Genomic DNA, 17,995 nt, shown 5'->3' with positions numbered 1-17,995 from the left:
AGAAAGAATTACACCCTGCTATATGCAACCAATTCGCACGTTTAATGTCTCTCCTCGCCTATCGCCACGCCTCGAACCTCTCCGGCGGCTGGCTTACAACTTGCATTGGGATTGGAACGTTGAAAGCAAAGATTTATTTCGGCGCTTAGACCCCGATTTGTGGGAATCGAGCCACCATAACCCCGTGTTAATGTTGGGTAACATCAGTCAAGCGCGGTTGCAAGAAGTGGAGGAAGATGAAGGCTTCTTGGCGCAAATGGATAGAGCAGCCCGTCAGCTAGATGACTACTTGCAAGAACGCACCTGGTACGATAAGCAACGGGGACAGAAGACGGGAGACGGTAGCCTTGCCACGCAGCACGCGCTCCACGAATCTACGCGCTATGCCAAAGAGTGTTACGCTTATTTTTCGGCAGAATTTGGTCTAGTAGATTGTTTGCCTATCTACTCTGGTGGCTTAGGGGTACTAGCAGGAGATCATCTCAAATCTGCGAGTGACTTGGGTTTACCACTGGTAGGTGTGGGCTTACTCTATCAGCAAGGCTATTTTGCCCAATATCTCAACGCTGATGGTTGGCAACAAGAACGCTATCCCATCAATGACTTTTATAATATGCCACTGCACTTAGAGCGCAATCCTGACGGCTCTGAGATTCGCGTTGCTGTAGACTACCCTGGAAGAACCGTCTATGCAAGAGTCTGGCGCGTGCAGGTGGGGATGGTTCCGCTGTACATGCTCGATACCAATATCGAACCTAACGGTGCTTACGACCATAACATCACCGACCAACTCTACGGCGGCGACCTCGATATGCGCATCCACCAAGAAATTATGTTGGGAATTGGTGGCGTGCGGATGCTGAAGGCGTTGGGATATAACGTCACGGCATACCACATGAACGAAGGACACTCGGCATTCTTGGCGTTAGAACGCATCCGCGTGTTGATGCAGGGTGAAGGTTTGAGTTTTACTGAAGCCAGGCAAGTCGTAGCGGCGAGTAACCTATTTACCACCCATACCCCGGTTCCCGCAGGGATCGATTTGTTCCCCGCGGACAAAATGTTGTATTACCTGGGACATTATGCCGATGCATTCGGGTTGGGACGCGATGAGTTTTTGGGCTTGGGACGCGAAAATACTGGGGATCTGAGCGCGCCTTTTAGTATGGCAGTGTTAGCGCTGAAAATGGCGACTTTTGCCAACGGGGTAGCCCAGTTACACGGTGTCGTCTCGCGCGAGATGTTTCAAGGATTGTGGCACGGTGTTCCAGAAGAAGAAGTGCCAATTACAGCCATTACTAATGGGGTTCACGCCCGTAGTTGCGTTGCTAAGTCAACCCAGGAATTATACGATCGCTATTTGGGTCCGAATTGGTCTTCAGCCCCCAGGGAGAATCAGTTATGGGAACGGATGGATGCAATTCCCGATGAGGAGTTGTGGCGCAACCACGAACGCTGTCGTCTGGACATGATCGTTTACGTGCGGGAGCATTTAGTCAAGCATTTGCGCGATCGCGGCGCTTCTCCTGCTGAAATTGCCGAAGCTCAAGAAGTTTTAGATCCCTATGCTTTAACCATCGGCTTTGCACGGCGCTTTGCTACCTACAAGCGGGCAACTTTATGGATGCGCGACTTTAAGCGGATCGAGAAAATTCTCAGCAACAAAGATCGGAAAGTACAATTTGTCTTTGCAGGTAAAGCACACCCTAAAGATATTCCAGGCAAAGAACTGATCCGCGAGATCAACCGCTTTATTCGCGAACACGGACTAGAAAAGCAAGTCGTCTTCGTCCCCAACTACGATATCAATATTGCACGGTTGTTAGTAGCTGGCTGCGACGTTTGGCTCAACAATCCCCGCCGTCCCCGCGAGGCTTCCGGTACGAGTGGGATGAAAGCGGCGATGAATGGACTACTCAACTTGAGTGTTTTAGATGGATGGTGGGATGAAGCTGATTACGTCCGCACTGGTTGGGCGATTGGACATGGAGAAATTTATGACGATCCCAATTTCCAAGATGAAGTCGAAGCAAATGCTTTGTACGATTTAATCGAGCAGGAAGTTGCCAGACTATTTTACGATCGCGATACTGACAATCTGCCCCGCCACTGGATTGCCAAAATGAAGGATGCAATTCGGATTAACTGTCCGTTTTTCAATACTTCGCGGATGGTGGGCGAGTACGCCTTACGGGGTTATTTCCCAGCTAGCGATCGCTACTCTACCTTAACTGCCGATAATTTTGTCCCAGCGAAAGAATTGGCTCGTTGGAAAGCCGATTTAACCGAACACTGGAACTACATTAAAGTTGTCGAGATCGATATTGCCGAACCAGCAGAAATTCAAGTGAATCAAAATATTGCTGTCAAAGCCAGGATCGATCTTGCCACATTGTCCCCTGATAGCGTGCAGGTAGAACTGTATAAAGGTAACGTCGATGCTAGTGGGGAAATTGTCAACGGCGTACCAATTACGATGCAGTTTCAAGGTACAGATCCACAGGGGATGAGTATCTATACGGTTGAAATTAACTACACCACTTCTGGTTTACAAGGATTGTCATTACGGGTATTGCCAAAACACAAATATCTGTCCAATCCCTACGAGACGCGACTAATTCTCTGGGCGGAGGACTCCAGCACTGTCAAGGTTAGCAGCTTGGACGGGCAAGGGAGCAGGGACAACAATGTACCCGCTGGTGCGATCGCCTAATACCCAGTTCCGCTCTAAACCCCAGTACCACCAATGCGCTGCCACATAAGCACAGATCAGACTGTCTAGTTGGTCTTCTACTGCTTTAAGGGCAGCAAGAGTAAGTGGTGCGTGGCGATCGTTTAAAACCGATTGTATTCTCTTGTGACTCGTGATGAAGGGAATTTTGCCCCCCTTTTTATGGGGGGTTGGGGGGATCTCCGAGGATTGATGACTCTCCTGGCTCAAAACCAGAGCAGGTTCTAGAGTTGACAAAACATCAACAATATGCTGGCGGAGTTTGAGCAGTTCTAAGTAACGTTCCGCCAGCTTTCCTTTTTTATATTTGAGAATCCGATCTAGCTGAAACAAATGTACGATCGCCGGATGCGGAAACACCTCAATTTGGTAGCGTCCTGGCATTTGAGGAGTAATTTCTGGCGCGTGGTTGAATCCCCTAGCTGCCAAAGCCAAACCAAAATCTACTGTCCTTTGAGCAAAAGGTAGGCTGAGATTAGCTGGATAGCAACCAGCATGATATTTACCAAAATATTTGTGGGTGAGTTTGTCGGGTAGGCGCATCCCCGTAGCATTGGGGATCAGAGTCGGTGCGTCTACGGCGATAATTGCAGGTTCTTGCGGTTGTACCCAAGTGTCGATCCAAGTGAGGATATCGGTAATAGATTCTCTGCGGTCTAAATCTAACAGATGTAATTGTCCGTTTGTCAATTCTAAACAGCACAGCCCGCTTGCACCAGAACGCCAGCCCAAGTCAATTCCTAGAAATTTCATTACTCAAAAATTTTTTTGTGTTTGGCTATACATCTCTCTGACGAGAAGATACTACTTTTGGATTGCACTTAGTTTCAGCCTATAGGTAGGGCAAGCGGTTAGCGAGCGGTAGTTACTATCAAACTATCACTGCAAATGTTTAGAAATATTTAGAGAGATTGACAATGGAAACTCGTCCTGCTAAAGATTTACCACAAGTTGCTAAAGCTTACAACGGTGTAGACCGCAATAGCTTCCTTTTCGGATGGAATCCCCAAGCTGAACTCTGGAACGGACGTTTAGCAATGATTGGATTCCTGGCTTATTTACTTTGGGATCTAGCTGGCTACAGCGTCGTGCGCAACGTACTTCATTTAATCGGCTAATTCTATCCGTTAGCTTAACAAAAGTAGAGACGTTATTTACAACGTCTCTACAATTCATCAGCATTTGATTAACAAATCTGATTCGCTAGGAAAATATTTGTCCGATTTGGTGTCTGCATCCAGCAGGCTCAGCAGTAATTTAGCAACCAGGCGATTGCAGACTTTACCTAAACAAAAACCTATTTTTGGTTTATTTAGGATATGTATGACCAAATGATAATGCAAGTTTTAGAACTTGTTTCAGTACCTGTTTTTTCCCTAATTGCTTGCTCAAGTGCTGTATTATCACAACTTCGGCAGCCAATTTACACTAACTTCGGGTTCATGGCAACTTTTGGTGATCTTACGCCAGGATCAAGATAACCTCTTCAAAATTCAAAGGTTGTGGAACTCCTTCAACAATTATTGCCTGACTCCAAACAGCTTCGATTTAGAGAATTGGAACTTTGACCCAGCCAACAAGCACTTGAGCGTGACGGTGTCTTCCACACAAGCGATCGCGCAATGCCCTGTTTGCAGGAGTTGGAATCGTCGGATTCATAGTCGGTATCAGCGAACCCTTCAAGATTTAGCATTGGCACAGTACGGGATGACTCTCCAGTTGCACGTGCGCAAATTTTTCTGTACCAATTCAATCTGCCAGCGCCGCATTTTCACCGAACGCTTACCCGCAGTGACCGTTGCTTGGGCACGTCGAACGAACCGTCTGGCTCAAGCGTTGAGTGCTGTTGCGCTGGCGCTCGGGGGTGCGGCAGGTGTCCGCTTGAGTCATCAGTTGAACCATCACGTTAGCCGTAATACGTTGCTAAAGTTGATTTCCAGACTTCGCCCGTCCACGATTGCCGCGCCTCAAGTGGTAGGTGTAGACGACTTTGCGTTTCGCAAAGGACAACGCTACGGTACGATTCTGGTGGATTTGGATCGGCATCGACCGATTGCCCTGTTGAAAGACCGGGAAGCCAATACCCTTGCCGATTGGCTCAAGCAGCATCCCAGTGTACAAGTGTTATCGCGAGATCGCGAGATCGCTTACAAGCAGGGTATGAGCGAGGGAGCGCCAAATGCGGTTCAAGTGGCAGACCGCTTTCACCTGCTGCAAAACCTGGCTGAAATTTTGGAACGCTTTTTTGCAACCCATTACTCTGCATTAAAAGCCGTTGAGGTTGCTCATCAACGGAAGTTAAGTCAGGGGGGAATTGCTCTGCCCACCCAACCGTCTGTGCGACAGCAGCAAGCAGAGCAACGGCGGGCACGACGACTAGAGCGCTACGAGCAGGTTCATACCTTACGTCAGAAAGACTTGACGATACCTGATATTGCTCATCATCTTGGGATGGGGGAGCGCACGGTGTTTCGCTATCTAGCAAGTCCCCAGTTCCCTGAATGGCAACCGCATCCTCGCCACACCAGAAAAAGTGCGCTCGACTCTTATAAACCTTACCTGGTTGAGCAATGGAATGCGGGACAACGTCAGACAAAGCGGTTGTTTGCTCAGCTCCAACAGCAAGGATATGCAGGGAGCTTTCAGACGGTGGCTCGCTATACCCATCGTTTGCGTCAAGCCCAGCGTCAACACTTGAATGCCGCAGATGGACGAGGACCAGCCCCACCCATTAAGGATATTAGACAACCCCCTCTGACGGCGCGACGAGCAACCTGGCTGATTTTCCAACGACCGGAGCAACTTAAGGATGACGATGAAGCGCTTGTTACCCAATTGAAAGCCCAGCACCAGGAGATTGAAACAGCAATTACTCTCTGCCGTGCGTTTGCTCAACTGGTGCGTCAACGGCTACCGGAGCAACTTGACCTCTGGGTTGAACAAGCTGCCAACTCTACTTTGGTTCAGTTTCAGAGATTTGCTCGCAGTTTGCAACAGGACTATGAAGCAGTCAAAGCAGGCGTGACATTGACAACCAGCAATGGACAAGTGGAAGGACAAATTAATCGACTGAAGATGCTCAAGCGACAGATGTATGGTCGTGCGGGCTTTGACCTACTAAGACGAAGAGTTTTGTTAGCAGATTGATTCTATCGTGGGCTGTCCAGTAGCTGCTCTCAACAGGGATCGCCAAAAGTTACCATGATCCCGAAGTTCGTGCAATTTTGCAGGCTAGGGTCGTAGATCCCGTCTAAGTCTGCTATTAGCGTTCTAAATAATGCACAGACTTCCAACAGTTGATGCCAAGATGCGCGAGCATCGTGCCAGTCGTGACATCTCTATAGCCACAATTAAGCCAACGTGATTCAGACTGACTTCTGCTACCAACCTTTGAAATCCCTCTCGTCCTTCGGCTGTTGCTCCCGATTTCCCTAAATCGTCATTAATGACCAAAATCCGATTTGAACTCCATCCCAAGGCTTGAGCACGATCCACCAACCCGTACTGAAGTTGTGTTGATTCTTGATGCTCTAGCACTTGTTGCAGGGTAGATTGTCGTACATAGACAACAGCCAAACGCTCCAGATGAACGGGCAGAATCTTCTCGGAGCGGAATTCTCGTATATTAGTCCTGTAGCTCATGGCTCTCCTCCTCGGTCAGTTTCATTTGACCAACTAGCAGTTGAGTCAGCAGCCAGAGCAGGCGTTGGCGATTTGCAACTGGTAACTGTAGCCACAAGTGAGCTACTGTTGGCGGACTAGACGGGGGGGACTTCTCGCTTTGGCATACCGCACCTTCCTGAGTACCTAAATCTGCGGTTACTTGGTATCGTGCGACTAACGCTACCAACCCTAATAACCCTTCTATACTGACGATAGCTGAAGAATTTTGTTTATGGCTTATGTCGGTATTGCGCTTGGGTAATCGAGCGAACTTTTGGCTGGCTGAATCGATTTCGACGGTTGAGTAAAGATGATGAGGTGTATTCAGCGGTGAGTGAAGCCATGATTTATGGTTCTTTACTTCGTCTCATGGTTAAGCGATTAGCTGCTTAATATTTACTTTACGAATCAGCTCTAATGCAACACCTGTTAAAAAAACGTTGGATGTATCGAGCATTGCTAAACCGTGTTTCTAATAAATCTAGTTTAGCTTATCTACAACTGTAATACTTGAACCTCGCTAGCTTTGAGGTGCTGTTGTGCCTGTAGAATAGCTGACTTTTCCCAAGTCTGGGCAATTTTGCACAACTCCTGCCAAGTATCTGCTGTCAGTCCTACCATATCGCCTCTATCTGGCGCGGTTTTGGCAATCAGCAAGTCGCGATAGAAGCTGGCGAGGCTTTGCAGGATCGCTAGTAGCGGCTCTTTGCCATATTCCAATAAGTCTCTCAAAACCCCTAGTACAGTATTATCGTCATCGCGAGCGATCGCCTCCAACAGCGTTAGTAATTCATGTTCTGGCACTGCACCCGCGACTTCCCAAACCCAGTTAGGGGTGATAGTCGTGGAGAGCAGGCTCAGTTGGTCGAGCAAGCATTGGGCATCGCGCAAACACCCAGAAGATAGCCGTGCTACTAATCCAATTGCTTCTGGAGTGATGTCAATCGATTCTCGAGCGGCGATCGCGCTTAGATGTTGCACCATTGCTTCATTGCCAATTCTTTTAAAGTCGAACCGTTGACTGCGTGAAACAATCGTAGCAGGGACTTTATGAACCTCGGTGGTACAAAGGACAAAGACGACGCGAAAGGGCGGTTCCTCCAAGGTTTTGAGTAAGGCTTGGAACGCTTGATTGCTGAGCGAGTGACATTCATCGATGCAATACACTTTGTAGCGGCACTCAATCGGTGCTAATTGGCAGCGTTCGATCGTCTCCCGAATATTTTCGACGCTGGAATTGCTAGCAGCATCAATTTCGATCGTATCGAGCGCCGAGGAGCTGGCAATTGCTTTGCAGGAGTTGCATTGACCGCAAGGCGAAGGTGTAGGGGAATCTGAGTTTTGGCAGTTAAGAGACTTGGCTAGAATGCGGGCGCTGGAAGTTTTACCCGTACCCCTCGGACCAGTAAACAAGTAAGCAGGAGCAATGCGTCCAGAATTAATCGCGTTGGTCAGCGTTGTAGCAACGGCTGGCTGTCCTACTAACTGGGCAAAAGTCTGGGGTCGGTATTTGTGGTGTAGCGATCGGTATGACATGTTATTGAAATTTGAATTTGACGAACCACCCCAAGCGCCTTCTAACTGGGACTTGGGGTGGAAAGATGCAATGGCAAAGATTAAATGGGAATGTCGTGCGTTAAGCCACGAGCGAGCCGATTAAAACCTTTGACAGTAGGCATTTCAAGTTGTTTTTGCGGACATTTTCCTCCCGCCTCAATCATCGCTATACCCATCGGAGGGAAGAGCATTTCTACTGCTAATTTTGCTGCAATGTAGATTAACGTTTTACTACTTAAAATCGGGGTAAGCAATTGGCGATCGAAGCTGTAATTTTCGACATCGACGGCACACTAGTTGATTCTGTTGACTTTCACGCGCAGTCATGGGAAAAAACTTTCCAGCACTTTGGTCATCAGATTCCCTACAAGCAGATCCGCACCCAAATCGGTAAAGGCAGTGACAAGTTAATGCCAGTCTTTTTCTCAGTTGAAGAACTGAATGAATCAGATGGCGGTCGAAGCCCGACTAAAGGCGAACGCATGCGAGATTACCGCAGGGAACTGTACAAGCGTGAATATCATCCCCGCATCAAAGCTTTTCCTCAAGTGCGCGAGTTATTTTTGCGAATCAAAGCGGATGGCAAACGCATTGCTCTAGCTTCCTCAGCGACAAAGGACGATCTGGCAACCTACACGCAGATCCTGAATGTTGAAGATCTCCTCGATGCTGCAACCACTACCACCGAGGTGGAATCATCTAAGTATTACAGTTGTAGATAAATAGAAGAATGAATTCGCTTTTGGTAATGGTAGTAACGAGCAGTAGCTTGATGAGATCTGCGCCAATAAGACCAACGCAAAACGTGTTCAAGACACCAGAATGTGGGAAACAAGAATCGAGATACCCACCGCTTCATCTCCCAGATACTTAGTCGGACAATAAACCTCGTGCCGCTTTGAACGCAGTTAGACTGCCAGTTGTTACTAGAGGTAAAGGGGGGGTAGAGGAGTGAATAGCAGGCTCACAAGAGTGTCGTAAGACGGTGAGAAATATTTGAGCAGCCAGGACGAGGGTGATGTGTCGATGCCAACCATGCCAGGAACGAACTTCGTACTCTCCTAAACCTAGCTGGTCTTTAGCAAATTTAAAGCACTCCTCAATCCGCCACCTTTGCCCGGCGATTTGAACCATCGTTTCTAGGGTAGTATCGCTCTTAGCAAATACTTGATAGTAGCTGACGCGAGGATCTTCAGGGTGTTCTAGAGAGCGGCGGAACAATAACCAACGTTGAAAACCATCTGATCTGTCACAATTAACTGGCACTTTCGCCCAGTCATAGTATCTTTCTCCCTTACTGCCAGCTCCACAGCTAAGACGTTGCCACAGCTGGCTGTCCGGCTGAGGTAACAGTTCTTGGGCTTGATAACGTTGCCAGCCAATAACTACAGGCTGCTTCTTGCTGACCGTGAGTATATACGGTTGTTTAGCAGTCTTTTCCAGCCACCACCACAATGAACCATCGTTGCCATAAACCTCATCAGCAACAAACCAGGCGGGACGTATTCCGTCTTTAAAAGCTGATTCCAACATCTGTTGTGCTAGTTGAGGTTTAGTCGCAAATGTGATTGATTTTGGAACTGCTCCCTTCTTACGTTTGCTTTGATCTTCACTCCATGTGCGCGGTAGATACAAACGGCGATCGATCAACGTATGTCCTTTGTCGCTAATGTAGGACATGAACACACCTACCTGGCAATTCTCCAAATGTCCAGTTGTGCCATAATACTGCACCTGTACGCCTACTGACTGCTCTCCTTGCTTCAGAAAACCTGTTTCATCAATTGCCAAAATATCTGTTTCACTCTTCAAATGCTCCACTGCATACTTTCTAATTTCTGCACACACTGCGTCCGCGTTCCACTGCGCCCGTCCTAGTAAATGTTGGAAGCGATAGGGATTGCTATACCCTACCTGTTCTGCCATTTGCCATCCATTCTTCCGCTCAACTGGGCTTAGTAGTGCCTGGATATAGTCATACGCTGCAAGACGTGCTTCAGAACGAGCGAAGTGCTTTCCCAGTTTTTGCTGAAACGCTTTCAATCTACTGCTCCATTGGGAGAGCGCTTCTAATACAACACCTGTTAAAAACACGTTGGATGTATCAAGCATTGCTAAACTGTATTTCCTTACAAATCTAGTTTAGCTTATCTACAACTGTAATATAAAGGAGTACTAACTTTTAATAATTCTGCTAATTTTTCATACCTGAGTTTTCTCGGCTTAAAAGAAGTGACTCGTCCATACATATCAACATAGCCTTTAGCAGAAGCATCTTTCTCTAGCTTTTCCAAAGAACGTTTCCGATAGTGAGGAAGCATATCTAACGAACCATGTCCCAGTACCGCAGCAATATATTCATCCTCTGTCTCGCAATCTGCCATAATACTTGCTTTAGTGCGACGAAATTGATGGCTCTTCAAATAAAATCTGTTGCCATATTTATCTTTAAGGTCTGCTTTTTCGCTAAAGTTCTTTAGCCAAGGGTTAATAATTGTACTTGCTAGTAATTCTGGGAGATAAATGGGGTCAATTTCAAACCGCTTTCCTTGTCTAGCACCATCTTTATTAGCTGTAGAAGTTTTACAAAACAATTTATCAAAATCCGAATCACAACCAAACTGACTATCTAAAAACTTCTGCTGTTCTCTGACTAATTCGGCTACCAATGGATGAATTTGATAAAATCGCCAGTGTTTTCTTTTTTCTATCCAGCGGAGAATGAACCACTGATTACCTTCTTGTTTAAGACATTGACGAGGCATGATTTGAAGTTCCCCAATCCGACATCCTAAAACGAATTGGAGTCTAAATAATCGTTCTAGTGGTGGAGGAAATAAGCCGAAATTTTCGTAAACTTGAGCGAGAACTTCTTCAGGAATTATTTCTATTTTAGGTGTTAACTTGTGATAAGTAGTAGGGCATAATTAAACGTAAGATAGAGAAAAGCCAAAAACTTGCTGATTTTGACCACTCATGCCTGCTCCTTTACGTATCGTTTTGACAGAGTCAGAAGACCGGACGTTGAGTGAACTTCGGGTTGCCAAAACCGTTGCTCAACGTACCCGAGATCGAGCACAAATGCTTCGACTCAATGCTCAAGGATGGGTAGTGCCAGCGATTGCCGAAATTTTTGAGTGCCAAGAGCAGACAGTGCGCGAAACCATCCGCCGTTGGCAGCAGCAAGGGTTAGGTGGATTATGGGATGCTAGTGGACGAGGAGCTAAAGCCAAATGGCAAGAAGCAGACATGGCCTACCTAGAACAATGCCTAGAGCAAGAAGCCAGAACCTATAATAGTCAACAGCTAGCCCAGAAGCTAGAGCAAGAACGACAGGTAAACCTAAGTGCTGACCGGATTCGCCGCATTCTAAAAAAAAGGGCTTTAGTTGGAAGCGGACTCGACACTCGCAACGGGGCAGACAAGATCCTGAGTACAAAGCACTCAAGCAAGCCGACTTAGACACACTCCAACTAGCTGCCTGTGAAGGGTACATTGACCTGAAGTATCTTGACGAATCGGGATGTTGTCTGGAAAGTCCAGTCAGTTATAGTTACTCTCGCATTGGAGAGCAGAAACACCGAAGAGCAGGTCAAATCCTATGGAGACCGCATTAGTATTCTAGGGATATGGCAACCAGAGCAGTCGTTTGACTATGCTCTGGTACAAGGCAGTTTCCACAAGGAACGCTATGTTAAAGTGATGAACGCTCCTTGCCCAAAAGAGTGAGCAGACATTGCTACAAACCGGACGGCTCACAGTCGTGGTGCAAGATAATGGTTCGGCTCATACCAGTCATCTTGCCCGTGAGCACTGGCAGCAGTGGCAGTCGAAAGGGCTATATCTCTTTTTTCTCCCCCAATACAGTTCACATATGAATCTGATTGAAGCGCAGTGGCATCAACTCAAAACCCATGAAATAGCCGGAAGGATTTTTGATAACGAGTATGATTTAGCGAATGCCATGATTGAGGGCATGGAGAATCGAAGTCAACAAGGGGGATGGACACTGGAACGTTTTATGTTTAAATCTGCCTAGCTACTTATTTACGAGATATGTAGTTTAACTTAAGCCACTTTTCTTCTGTCCATAGTTTGACAGCATAAGCCAGAGTAGTATGACGATGGGCTTGGCTACTTTGAGTAACAAATTCTTGTAATAAAGTATTGGTTACTAAATCGGGCTGTCTATATCCTTTAGATTGCAAAAAAACATCAAATTGCTTTAGGTAATCAACTCGTTTTCTCGTTACACTCAAGGAAGATTTTTCCCTAGCACTTGCCTTAGCAGTTAATTTAGCCAGTAATTTCAACCAAGGTAACGAGAAATCTTGAAAATAGAAATTGCGAGTTCCTTGGATTTTGGCTTCTTCTTCACAATAGCCAAGTTCTGTGACTGGCCAAACATCCTTTTCCATTAACGGGTCTTGTAAAAACTTCCCTCCTAATGGGACTTTAAAACTTTCTAAGCCCAAATATAGCCGAACTTAGCTCTGTGAGAGGCAAATACATCAACATGCTCATTAAGCCAGCGGACTAAACGAAACTCGACTGCGGTGCGGAATGCCTCCAATGCTTCGGCAAAGGTTTGTAAGGGTTTGGTTGCCCAACGTCTGCGGAATCCGCCGGTCAACTGATGCCAAAGGATGAAGGTGTAAGCGATGAACACTAAAACCCAATGACGCTTCATACTCAGAGCATCCCGAACTTGATACTCACTCAAACCCAACCAGCCCTTGGCTTCTCGATAGAAGACCTCCACCCAGTTGCGAGCAGAATATGTTTGAGCTACCCAAGCCGCACTGACTTGGTTGTCAGAGGCATTGGTGAGAAAGTAATCCACCTCCGTCGCTTGCTCGAAACTAGAGGCATTGAGTTGAATCGCCAGCCAGCGAGTGCCTTCGAGCTTCGGAACGTGAACTGGTAACAGCGCCACCCAAACTGTCCGGGGCTGCTCCAGATTGAGTTGCACAGGTGTGAACTGCTCCACTGCCAAGGTTTGAGCAATAGCTTCTAATCCCTGCTTACGAGCAGACTCATCACCTGATGTTTGAGCAGTAACTTGGCGGTTTTTGGCGATTGCTGCCACGTAAGTTAGGTTTCTCGACTCCAACTGCTTGAGAAAAGGCGTGTTATTACCGTAGCCTGCATCAATTACAGTCACACCCGGTCGATAACCGCGCTTCAAGCATTGGTCAACCAAGTCTAGAGCCAGGTCAGGTTTTTTCTGGAAGTTGGGGTCTGCCTTGCCTTGCTCGAATAAACTTGCGTGTTGATAGAGTGCAACATCTAACGGCAGACGTCGCACTCCATCATACAAGTAGGTAGTCAGCAGCACAATACCATTGTCAGTCTTGCCAATCTCCCCAATGTACTGCCGTCCTACCCCATCAGTAGCCGCACCACTTTTGCGATGTCCCGAATCATCTACAATCAATGTGAAACCTTGACTCGGGGTCGTCTGGCGACACTGGTGCATCACCTCCAACCGCCGATTATTTAGCTTGACTTCATCCCAAGGGGCATTGTTGAGAAAATGTCTGAGGCTGTTGTAGGAGCCATCTACTGTATTTGTGACCAGTTGGCTCAGGTTTTTGCGCTGACTCTCACCCAGCAGTCCCCCTAGATAAACACGAAATTCCTGCCGCTGCTTCTGACGCGAAAATACATCATCAAACCGACGACACCAGTTCTCAAAGCACTGCGGCATCGCTGCTGGTACTTGATCTTTCACCTTACGTTGCTCCTGTCGAGACTGACGTAAAACGCAACTCCTACCCGCATTCTAGCTCAATTTGCTCCATCTTTCTTACAAAGTCCCACTAACTCAGACTCAGCCACTCGCTGCCTTAACACTTCATCCGAAAATACTTCTGCCATTATTCCTCTTCTCCTCTGGTGTATTCGTCTAGTGTCATTTCATCTAACACATGGCTGTAGATGTCTTTTGTGGTAGCAATGGATGTATGTCCCAAAAGCTGTTGCACATATTGGTCAAGGTAGTTGTTTTGTATCATTCGGGTGGCGAAGGTATGTCTCATCAGGTGAGGATGGGCTTTAATTCCCGTTCGTGAGTGGAGTTGGTCAAATAGCTTATTCAACCGCACTAAAGACATGGCTGCTCCAACGTGCTTCCCTGATAAACTGACAAACAGCATTCCATGTCCCAGTTTTTCTGCTTCACAGGGGTATTCTTCCAGTAAGTATGCCTTGAGGGTTTCTTGTACCGCCTTTCGATTGTGCAGAATCGGGATTTCTCGTTCCATCCCTTTTGCGATAGCTTGATTAGGATTATCATCTCGTCTAACAATGCGGATACGTCCTCTTACATCAAGCTCCCTCACATCTTCGAGATGTAACCCTAATACTTCTCCCCTTCTCACGCCTGTTTCTCTTAGAAGCATGATGAGTAACCGATCTCGATAGGTGGTACAGGCATTAGCTAGAGTAGCTACTTCTTCATCGCTAAGACAACCAGGGAATCGCTTCGGTTCTTTGATTTTGATCCGTTTACGTTTTTCAGGAGTGCTTTTAACAATCCCTTTGAGAAATCCCCCTCGTTTTCCCATGCTCCGCACTAATTTAGTGAATTGCTTTTCATCGACTCTGCCTTCAATGGCATGGTGGGTATAAAATTCCTGAATGGCAGTCACTGTTTGGTTAACTGTCCTTACACTACGTGCAGACATGGTTTGTCGGATATTTTCAGCAATAACTTCAACGTTTCCCCCCATCAGATACCAATGGATAAAATCACCAAAATTTTCTAAATCAACTTCAGTCCAGTTCAAAGCTTGTTGTTCTAGCCAACGCCAAAAATCAACTAAACGATAGGCATAGGTGCTGATGGTGTTGTCTGCCAGTCCTCGTTTCCGACAGTGGTTAAGAAATCGCTGTATGGGTTCTATGGGTAAGCATGAAAAAGTATCAAAAACGCAATGGAAGCGTTGTGAGGTGTCGGGGTCAATTGCCCATACAACCTTAATCATGTTCTACGTTGTGGAAAATCCAATGCTTATAACGTATCACAAAGAAGAGGAGGTTTGTTGTTGTTGTTTTTATGTTGTAGATGTTTTTATTTCTATCTACATAAGGGTCCCACTCCTTTAATTAAGCCACTACCTAGATATTTCTCTATCCCTGTTATGGTTGCAGGCTTAGTTTCTCTATAATGGGTGACTTGAAACTGTGCGCCATACTGCGGATGATCCCGCCACAGACCAGTAAGCTGCAATGTTTGCCCTGCTTGGATATTGGCGAAGCTACCCACAATCGTTACTAAGTCGCGCTCTTGCGGTGTCTTCAACCTTGCCACCGTGTAGCCAGACTCTTCTGAATGGTAAGTCAACCGCTCCACAACACCTGTAAGGTATTCATACTGTGGGGTAGCTTGGGCTTGTGGCGTTTGGGGTAGAGTAGACATCAATGGCGCAAAATTTCTGGATGCTTTAGACAGTCAATTTAACTGACCTCGAATTCGTCTATATAGTACAAAAATACTATATAATTGTGCGGAAGTAAGGGTTAGAGGCAAATGATAGCACATATGCTATCATGTCAAGATGACAGTCAGAATCGTAGTTGACACGAGTGTATTTATTAGTGCGCTGATTAGCTCGAATGGAGCAAGCAGAGAACTGCTCAGACAATGTTTACAGGGCAAGTATCAGCCATTAATGGGCAATGCTTTGTTTTGCGAGTACGAACAAGTCATTAATAGAGAGGAAATCTTGCACTCATGTCCTTTGTCAGTAGAAGAAATACAAGTCCTCACATCTGCATTTATGAGTGTTTGCGAGTGGACGCGCATTTATTATTTATGGCGACCCAATTTAAAAGATGAAGCAGATAATCATTTAATTGAGTTAGCTATTGCTGGAAATGCTCGGATTATTGCTACGCATAATATTAAAGACTTTAGGCAAACTCAACTGATTTTCTCGGAAGTTTTCATCAAAAAACCAAGTGAGATTATCAATCTTTAATTAGGAGAAACATCATGGCTACTTTAACAATTCGCTTACCCGATGACAAACATGACAGATTAAAAGAATTGGCAAAAAGAAGAAATATCAGCGTTAACAAGCTAATTGAGGAACTGTCAACTATTGCTTTGGCTGAGTTTGATGCCGAAACTCGATTTCGCGCTATGGCAGCTAAAGGAAATGTAGAAGCAGGTCAAGATTTGCTCGACCGACTCGATCGGGAGTTATTGGAGTGACTGTAATAGATGGGGCGACAACGATGCACGTACTTTTGTTCCGGCGCGACCTGCGACTTAATGACAATGAAATCGTCACCCTAGCAGCAAACAATAACGCGGAAGTTCTGCCCTGTTTCATCATCGATCCCTGGTTTTACTCCATTTGGACGAAGCGTTCACAGGACTAACAATAGAAGTGCTGGAGTCATGCCGACAATTAGACCACTGATTGCAATTATCAGCCCGTCTTTTTCAATTAAGCCAAGACAGATCAGAACGATGGCGATCGCTGGCAGCATGTTACCAAAAGGAATTGGCAGGGCAATGATGAACCCCAGGATTAGCAAGAGCGCACCGACACACCGTTCGGCTTCAGGGCTGGTAAAAAACGACCAGCGTGGTTCAACAAAGCCTTCCAGCTTTTCTAGAAAAGGGATAGCTCCAGAAATCACCTGTTCGCAGTGTTCTTTTTTGAAACGTTGCTCCAGAAGCAAGTCGGGCAGCCAGGGTTGCTGGTATCCAAGCACTAACTGACCAGAAACCAGCAGCAAGGGCATGGCAACAAGGGCGGAAATTCCCGCAATCGGCAGAGGTAAAGCTTCCGGCAAGGCGCAGAGCAGCAGAGTTGGACCAAATGCCCGCTCTCCCATCTCGTCAAACAGATCCCGCAGGCACACTTCATCACCTTGATGCTGCGACACAAATCGCTGCAAAAGTTCAGATATTCGCTCAGTGTTGCCAGAAGTTTCCGGATTTCCAGCCAAAGGGATTAGTAAATTGTTCAATTTATCCCACCACAGTACGAGTTGCATTTTTGATTATAACAATTCCAGATCGAGCAACGGATTTGTCGGATTTTTTTGAGGACATCTCGTTCGACTAGAATTGAGACTAGGTATGAAGATATGGTGACTTCACCTCTCATCCTGGTTATTTCATGCTACTAACATCAGTAAATCTGCTCATAGTTTACCTAATTCGTGTTAGATATTTTCCTCAAAAGTTAGTCTCCTACTCTTAAATACCTATTGTTTGTCTCGATGTTTATTAATAGTAAATAGCTAGGTATTCCTCACAGACATAGCAAATCTAATACCTGTACAGCGCGGCGTTTAGTCTCCTCCTTTCGGCGATCGTACTTGCTCATCTGTTCGGGAGAAGCATGACCCGCTAACTGCTGCACCGTGACAATATCAATCCCAGCATCTAACAGTTCGCTGATGAAGGTACGGCGAAAGTCGTGCGGTGAAAAGTCATCAACGCCTGCTTCATTCGCCCGATTTTTCAACACTAGCCAAACTGATTGAGGAGTAAGACTTCGCACGATTACCTGTTTGCCTTTCCTAACGTGACACAGCAACGCCCCCCTGGTTTTACCCCTAATAGAAATCCAATCTTCAACTAGCGACAGCAGGAGCGGTGGTAAATACACGGTTCTGTCCTTATTCCCCTTGCCGCGCCGTACTTTTAAGGAACCATCCGCTACATTCAAATCTCGCAGTTCTAAATTCACCGCTTCCTCCCGTCGCAACCCGCCGCCGCGCAGGATTGCCATCAGCGCCGCATCCCTGGCTCCTATTACAGGATTTGGATCTTTCTTAGCTACGTCAATCAACCGAGCGACTTCATTTCTAGCCAATGCCCTGCCCCGCAGCTCCCGACTGTGCTTAATGTCTTGAATCGCGATCGCCTTTTGATAGTCCGCCGGATCTATTTGGTCGAGCAACAACGCTTCCTTGAGTACCCGCCGCAATGCCCCCAACATTTTGTTAGCTGTCGCCGGAGCATACTTCTCACTCAAGGCAAACCGAATCGCCGAAGTATGTTTGTATCTCAACGCC

Annotated in this window: 17 protein-coding genes and 5 pseudogenes; 10 read left to right on the top strand and 12 right to left on the bottom strand. The window is 46.5% G+C overall.

Annotated features, from left to right (window positions below; translation table 11 throughout):
- Positions 1-22: 22 nt before the first annotated feature.
- Positions 23-2,713: an alpha-glucan family phosphorylase gene (gene glgP, locus N4J56_RS22275; RefSeq protein ID WP_317108429.1), complete on the top strand. Its 2,691-nt coding sequence runs from the start codon at positions 23-25 to the stop codon at positions 2,711-2,713.
- Here the strand turns inward: glgP and N4J56_RS22270 are convergent.
- Positions 2,615-3,484: a DUF429 domain-containing protein gene (locus N4J56_RS22270; RefSeq protein WP_317108428.1), complete on the bottom strand. Its 870-nt coding sequence runs from the start codon at positions 3,482-3,484 to the stop codon at positions 2,615-2,617. The genes glgP and N4J56_RS22270 overlap by 99 nt on opposite strands.
- Positions 3,485-3,648: 164 nt before the next feature.
- Between N4J56_RS22270 and N4J56_RS22265 the strand changes: the two genes are divergently transcribed.
- Positions 3,649-3,849 (top strand): chlorophyll a/b-binding protein, encoded by a 201-nt coding sequence (locus N4J56_RS22265; RefSeq protein ID WP_317108427.1) that lies wholly within the window; start codon positions 3,649-3,651, stop codon positions 3,847-3,849.
- Between the two features lie 384 nt (positions 3,850-4,233).
- Positions 4,234-5,878, top strand: a pseudogene (locus tag N4J56_RS22260) (ISL3 family transposase).
- Between the two features lie 74 nt (positions 5,879-5,952).
- Here N4J56_RS22260 and N4J56_RS22255 read toward each other — a convergent pair.
- Both N4J56_RS22255 and N4J56_RS22250 read right to left on the bottom strand, forming a co-directional pair.
- Positions 5,953-6,373 (bottom strand): annotated as a pseudogene (locus tag N4J56_RS22255) (recombinase family protein); the annotation flags it as partial.
- On the bottom strand, positions 6,357-6,581 hold the full coding sequence (locus tag N4J56_RS22250) for a hypothetical protein (RefSeq protein WP_317108425.1): 225 nt from the start codon (positions 6,579-6,581) through the stop codon (positions 6,357-6,359). The gene N4J56_RS22250 and the pseudogene N4J56_RS22255, both read right to left, overlap by 17 nt.
- A 68-nt stretch (positions 6,582-6,649) precedes the next feature.
- On the opposite strand from N4J56_RS22250, the pseudogene N4J56_RS22245 reads away from it, so the two are divergent.
- Positions 6,650-6,787: pseudogene (locus N4J56_RS22245) on the top strand (IS5/IS1182 family transposase); the annotation flags it as partial.
- A gap of 102 nt (positions 6,788-6,889) precedes the next feature.
- Here the strand turns inward: N4J56_RS22245 and N4J56_RS22240 are convergent.
- The gene (locus N4J56_RS22240; protein WP_317108424.1) at positions 6,890-7,930 is read right to left on the bottom strand and encodes a DNA polymerase III subunit gamma/tau; all 1,041 of its coding nucleotides are present in this window, start codon (positions 7,928-7,930) and stop codon (positions 6,890-6,892) included.
- Between N4J56_RS22240 and N4J56_RS22235 the strand changes: the two genes are divergently transcribed.
- Positions 7,929-8,054: a hypothetical protein gene (locus tag N4J56_RS22235; protein ID WP_317108423.1), complete on the top strand. Its 126-nt coding sequence runs from the start codon at positions 7,929-7,931 to the stop codon at positions 8,052-8,054. The two genes, N4J56_RS22240 and N4J56_RS22235, sit on opposite strands and share 2 nt — an antisense overlap.
- A 151-nt stretch (positions 8,055-8,205) precedes the next feature.
- Positions 8,206-8,673: an HAD family phosphatase gene (locus N4J56_RS22230; RefSeq protein ID WP_317108422.1), complete on the top strand. Its 468-nt coding sequence runs from the start codon at positions 8,206-8,208 to the stop codon at positions 8,671-8,673.
- Between the two features lie 148 nt (positions 8,674-8,821).
- Here N4J56_RS22230 and N4J56_RS22225 read toward each other — a convergent pair whose 3' ends face one another.
- Both N4J56_RS22225 and N4J56_RS22220 read right to left on the bottom strand, forming a co-directional pair.
- Complete coding sequence (locus tag N4J56_RS22225) at positions 8,822-10,063, bottom strand: IS701 family transposase (protein WP_317107417.1); 1,242 nt, start codon at positions 10,061-10,063, stop codon at positions 8,822-8,824.
- Between the two features lie 35 nt (positions 10,064-10,098).
- Positions 10,099-10,716 (bottom strand): hypothetical protein, encoded by a 618-nt coding sequence (locus N4J56_RS22220; RefSeq protein WP_410500368.1) that lies wholly within the window; start codon positions 10,714-10,716, stop codon positions 10,099-10,101.
- 211 nt (positions 10,717-10,927) lie between these two features.
- Here N4J56_RS22220 and N4J56_RS22215 point away from each other — a divergent pair.
- A pseudogene (locus N4J56_RS22215) lies at positions 10,928-11,990 on the top strand (IS630 family transposase).
- Positions 11,991-11,994: 4 nt separating this feature from the next.
- Here N4J56_RS22215 and N4J56_RS22210 read toward each other — a convergent pair.
- The 4 genes and pseudogenes from N4J56_RS22210 to N4J56_RS22195 all read right to left on the bottom strand — a co-directional run.
- Positions 11,995-12,426 carry a hypothetical protein gene (locus tag N4J56_RS22210; RefSeq protein ID WP_317108421.1) on the bottom strand — a complete coding sequence of 144 codons (432 nt, stop codon included), beginning with the start codon at positions 12,424-12,426 and terminating at the stop codon, positions 11,995-11,997.
- Entirely contained in the window at positions 12,417-13,685 is a 1,269-nt protein-coding gene (locus N4J56_RS22205) for an IS701 family transposase (RefSeq protein WP_317104593.1), read from the bottom strand. Before N4J56_RS22205 ends, N4J56_RS22210 begins: the two co-directional genes overlap by 10 nt.
- 145 nt (positions 13,686-13,830) lie before the next feature.
- The gene (locus tag N4J56_RS22200) at positions 13,831-14,940 is read right to left on the bottom strand and encodes a tyrosine-type recombinase/integrase (RefSeq protein WP_317108420.1); all 1,110 of its coding nucleotides are present in this window, start codon (positions 14,938-14,940) and stop codon (positions 13,831-13,833) included.
- 101 nt (positions 14,941-15,041) lie between these two features.
- Positions 15,042-15,374, bottom strand: a pseudogene (locus N4J56_RS22195) (ATP-dependent RecD-like DNA helicase); the annotation flags it as partial.
- 139 nt (positions 15,375-15,513) lie between these two features.
- Between N4J56_RS22195 and N4J56_RS22190 the strand changes: the two are divergent.
- From N4J56_RS22190 to N4J56_RS41220, 3 genes are read left to right on the top strand one after another with little or no spacing between them, the layout of a single operon-like run.
- Positions 15,514-15,936 carry a putative toxin-antitoxin system toxin component, PIN family gene (locus N4J56_RS22190; RefSeq protein ID WP_317108418.1) on the top strand — a complete coding sequence of 141 codons (423 nt, stop codon included), beginning with the start codon at positions 15,514-15,516 and terminating at the stop codon, positions 15,934-15,936.
- Positions 15,937-15,950: 14 nt separating this feature from the next.
- Positions 15,951-16,172 (top strand): ribbon-helix-helix protein, CopG family, encoded by a 222-nt coding sequence (locus tag N4J56_RS22185; protein WP_317108417.1) that lies wholly within the window; start codon positions 15,951-15,953, stop codon positions 16,170-16,172.
- Positions 16,173-16,195: 23 nt separating this feature from the next.
- Positions 16,196-16,342 (top strand): deoxyribodipyrimidine photo-lyase, encoded by a 147-nt coding sequence (locus N4J56_RS41220; protein WP_410500565.1) that lies wholly within the window; start codon positions 16,196-16,198, stop codon positions 16,340-16,342.
- Here the strand turns inward: N4J56_RS41220 and N4J56_RS22180 are convergent.
- Together N4J56_RS22180 and N4J56_RS22175 are read right to left on the bottom strand one after the other, a co-directional pair.
- Positions 16,331-16,918 (bottom strand): exopolysaccharide biosynthesis protein, encoded by a 588-nt coding sequence (locus N4J56_RS22180; RefSeq protein ID WP_317108416.1) that lies wholly within the window; start codon positions 16,916-16,918, stop codon positions 16,331-16,333. The genes N4J56_RS41220 and N4J56_RS22180 overlap by 12 nt on opposite strands.
- A 308-nt stretch (positions 16,919-17,226) precedes the next feature.
- Positions 17,227-17,991: a site-specific integrase gene (locus tag N4J56_RS22175; protein ID WP_317108415.1), complete on the bottom strand. Its 765-nt coding sequence runs from the start codon at positions 17,989-17,991 to the stop codon at positions 17,227-17,229.
- Positions 17,992-17,995: the final 4 nt, after the last annotated feature.

This window comes from Chroococcidiopsis sp. SAG 2025, from assembly GCF_032860985.1.
Taxonomy (GTDB): domain Bacteria; phylum Cyanobacteriota; class Cyanobacteriia; order Cyanobacteriales; family Chroococcidiopsidaceae; genus Chroococcidiopsis.
This window is presented reverse-complemented; position numbering and strand designations above follow the sequence as displayed.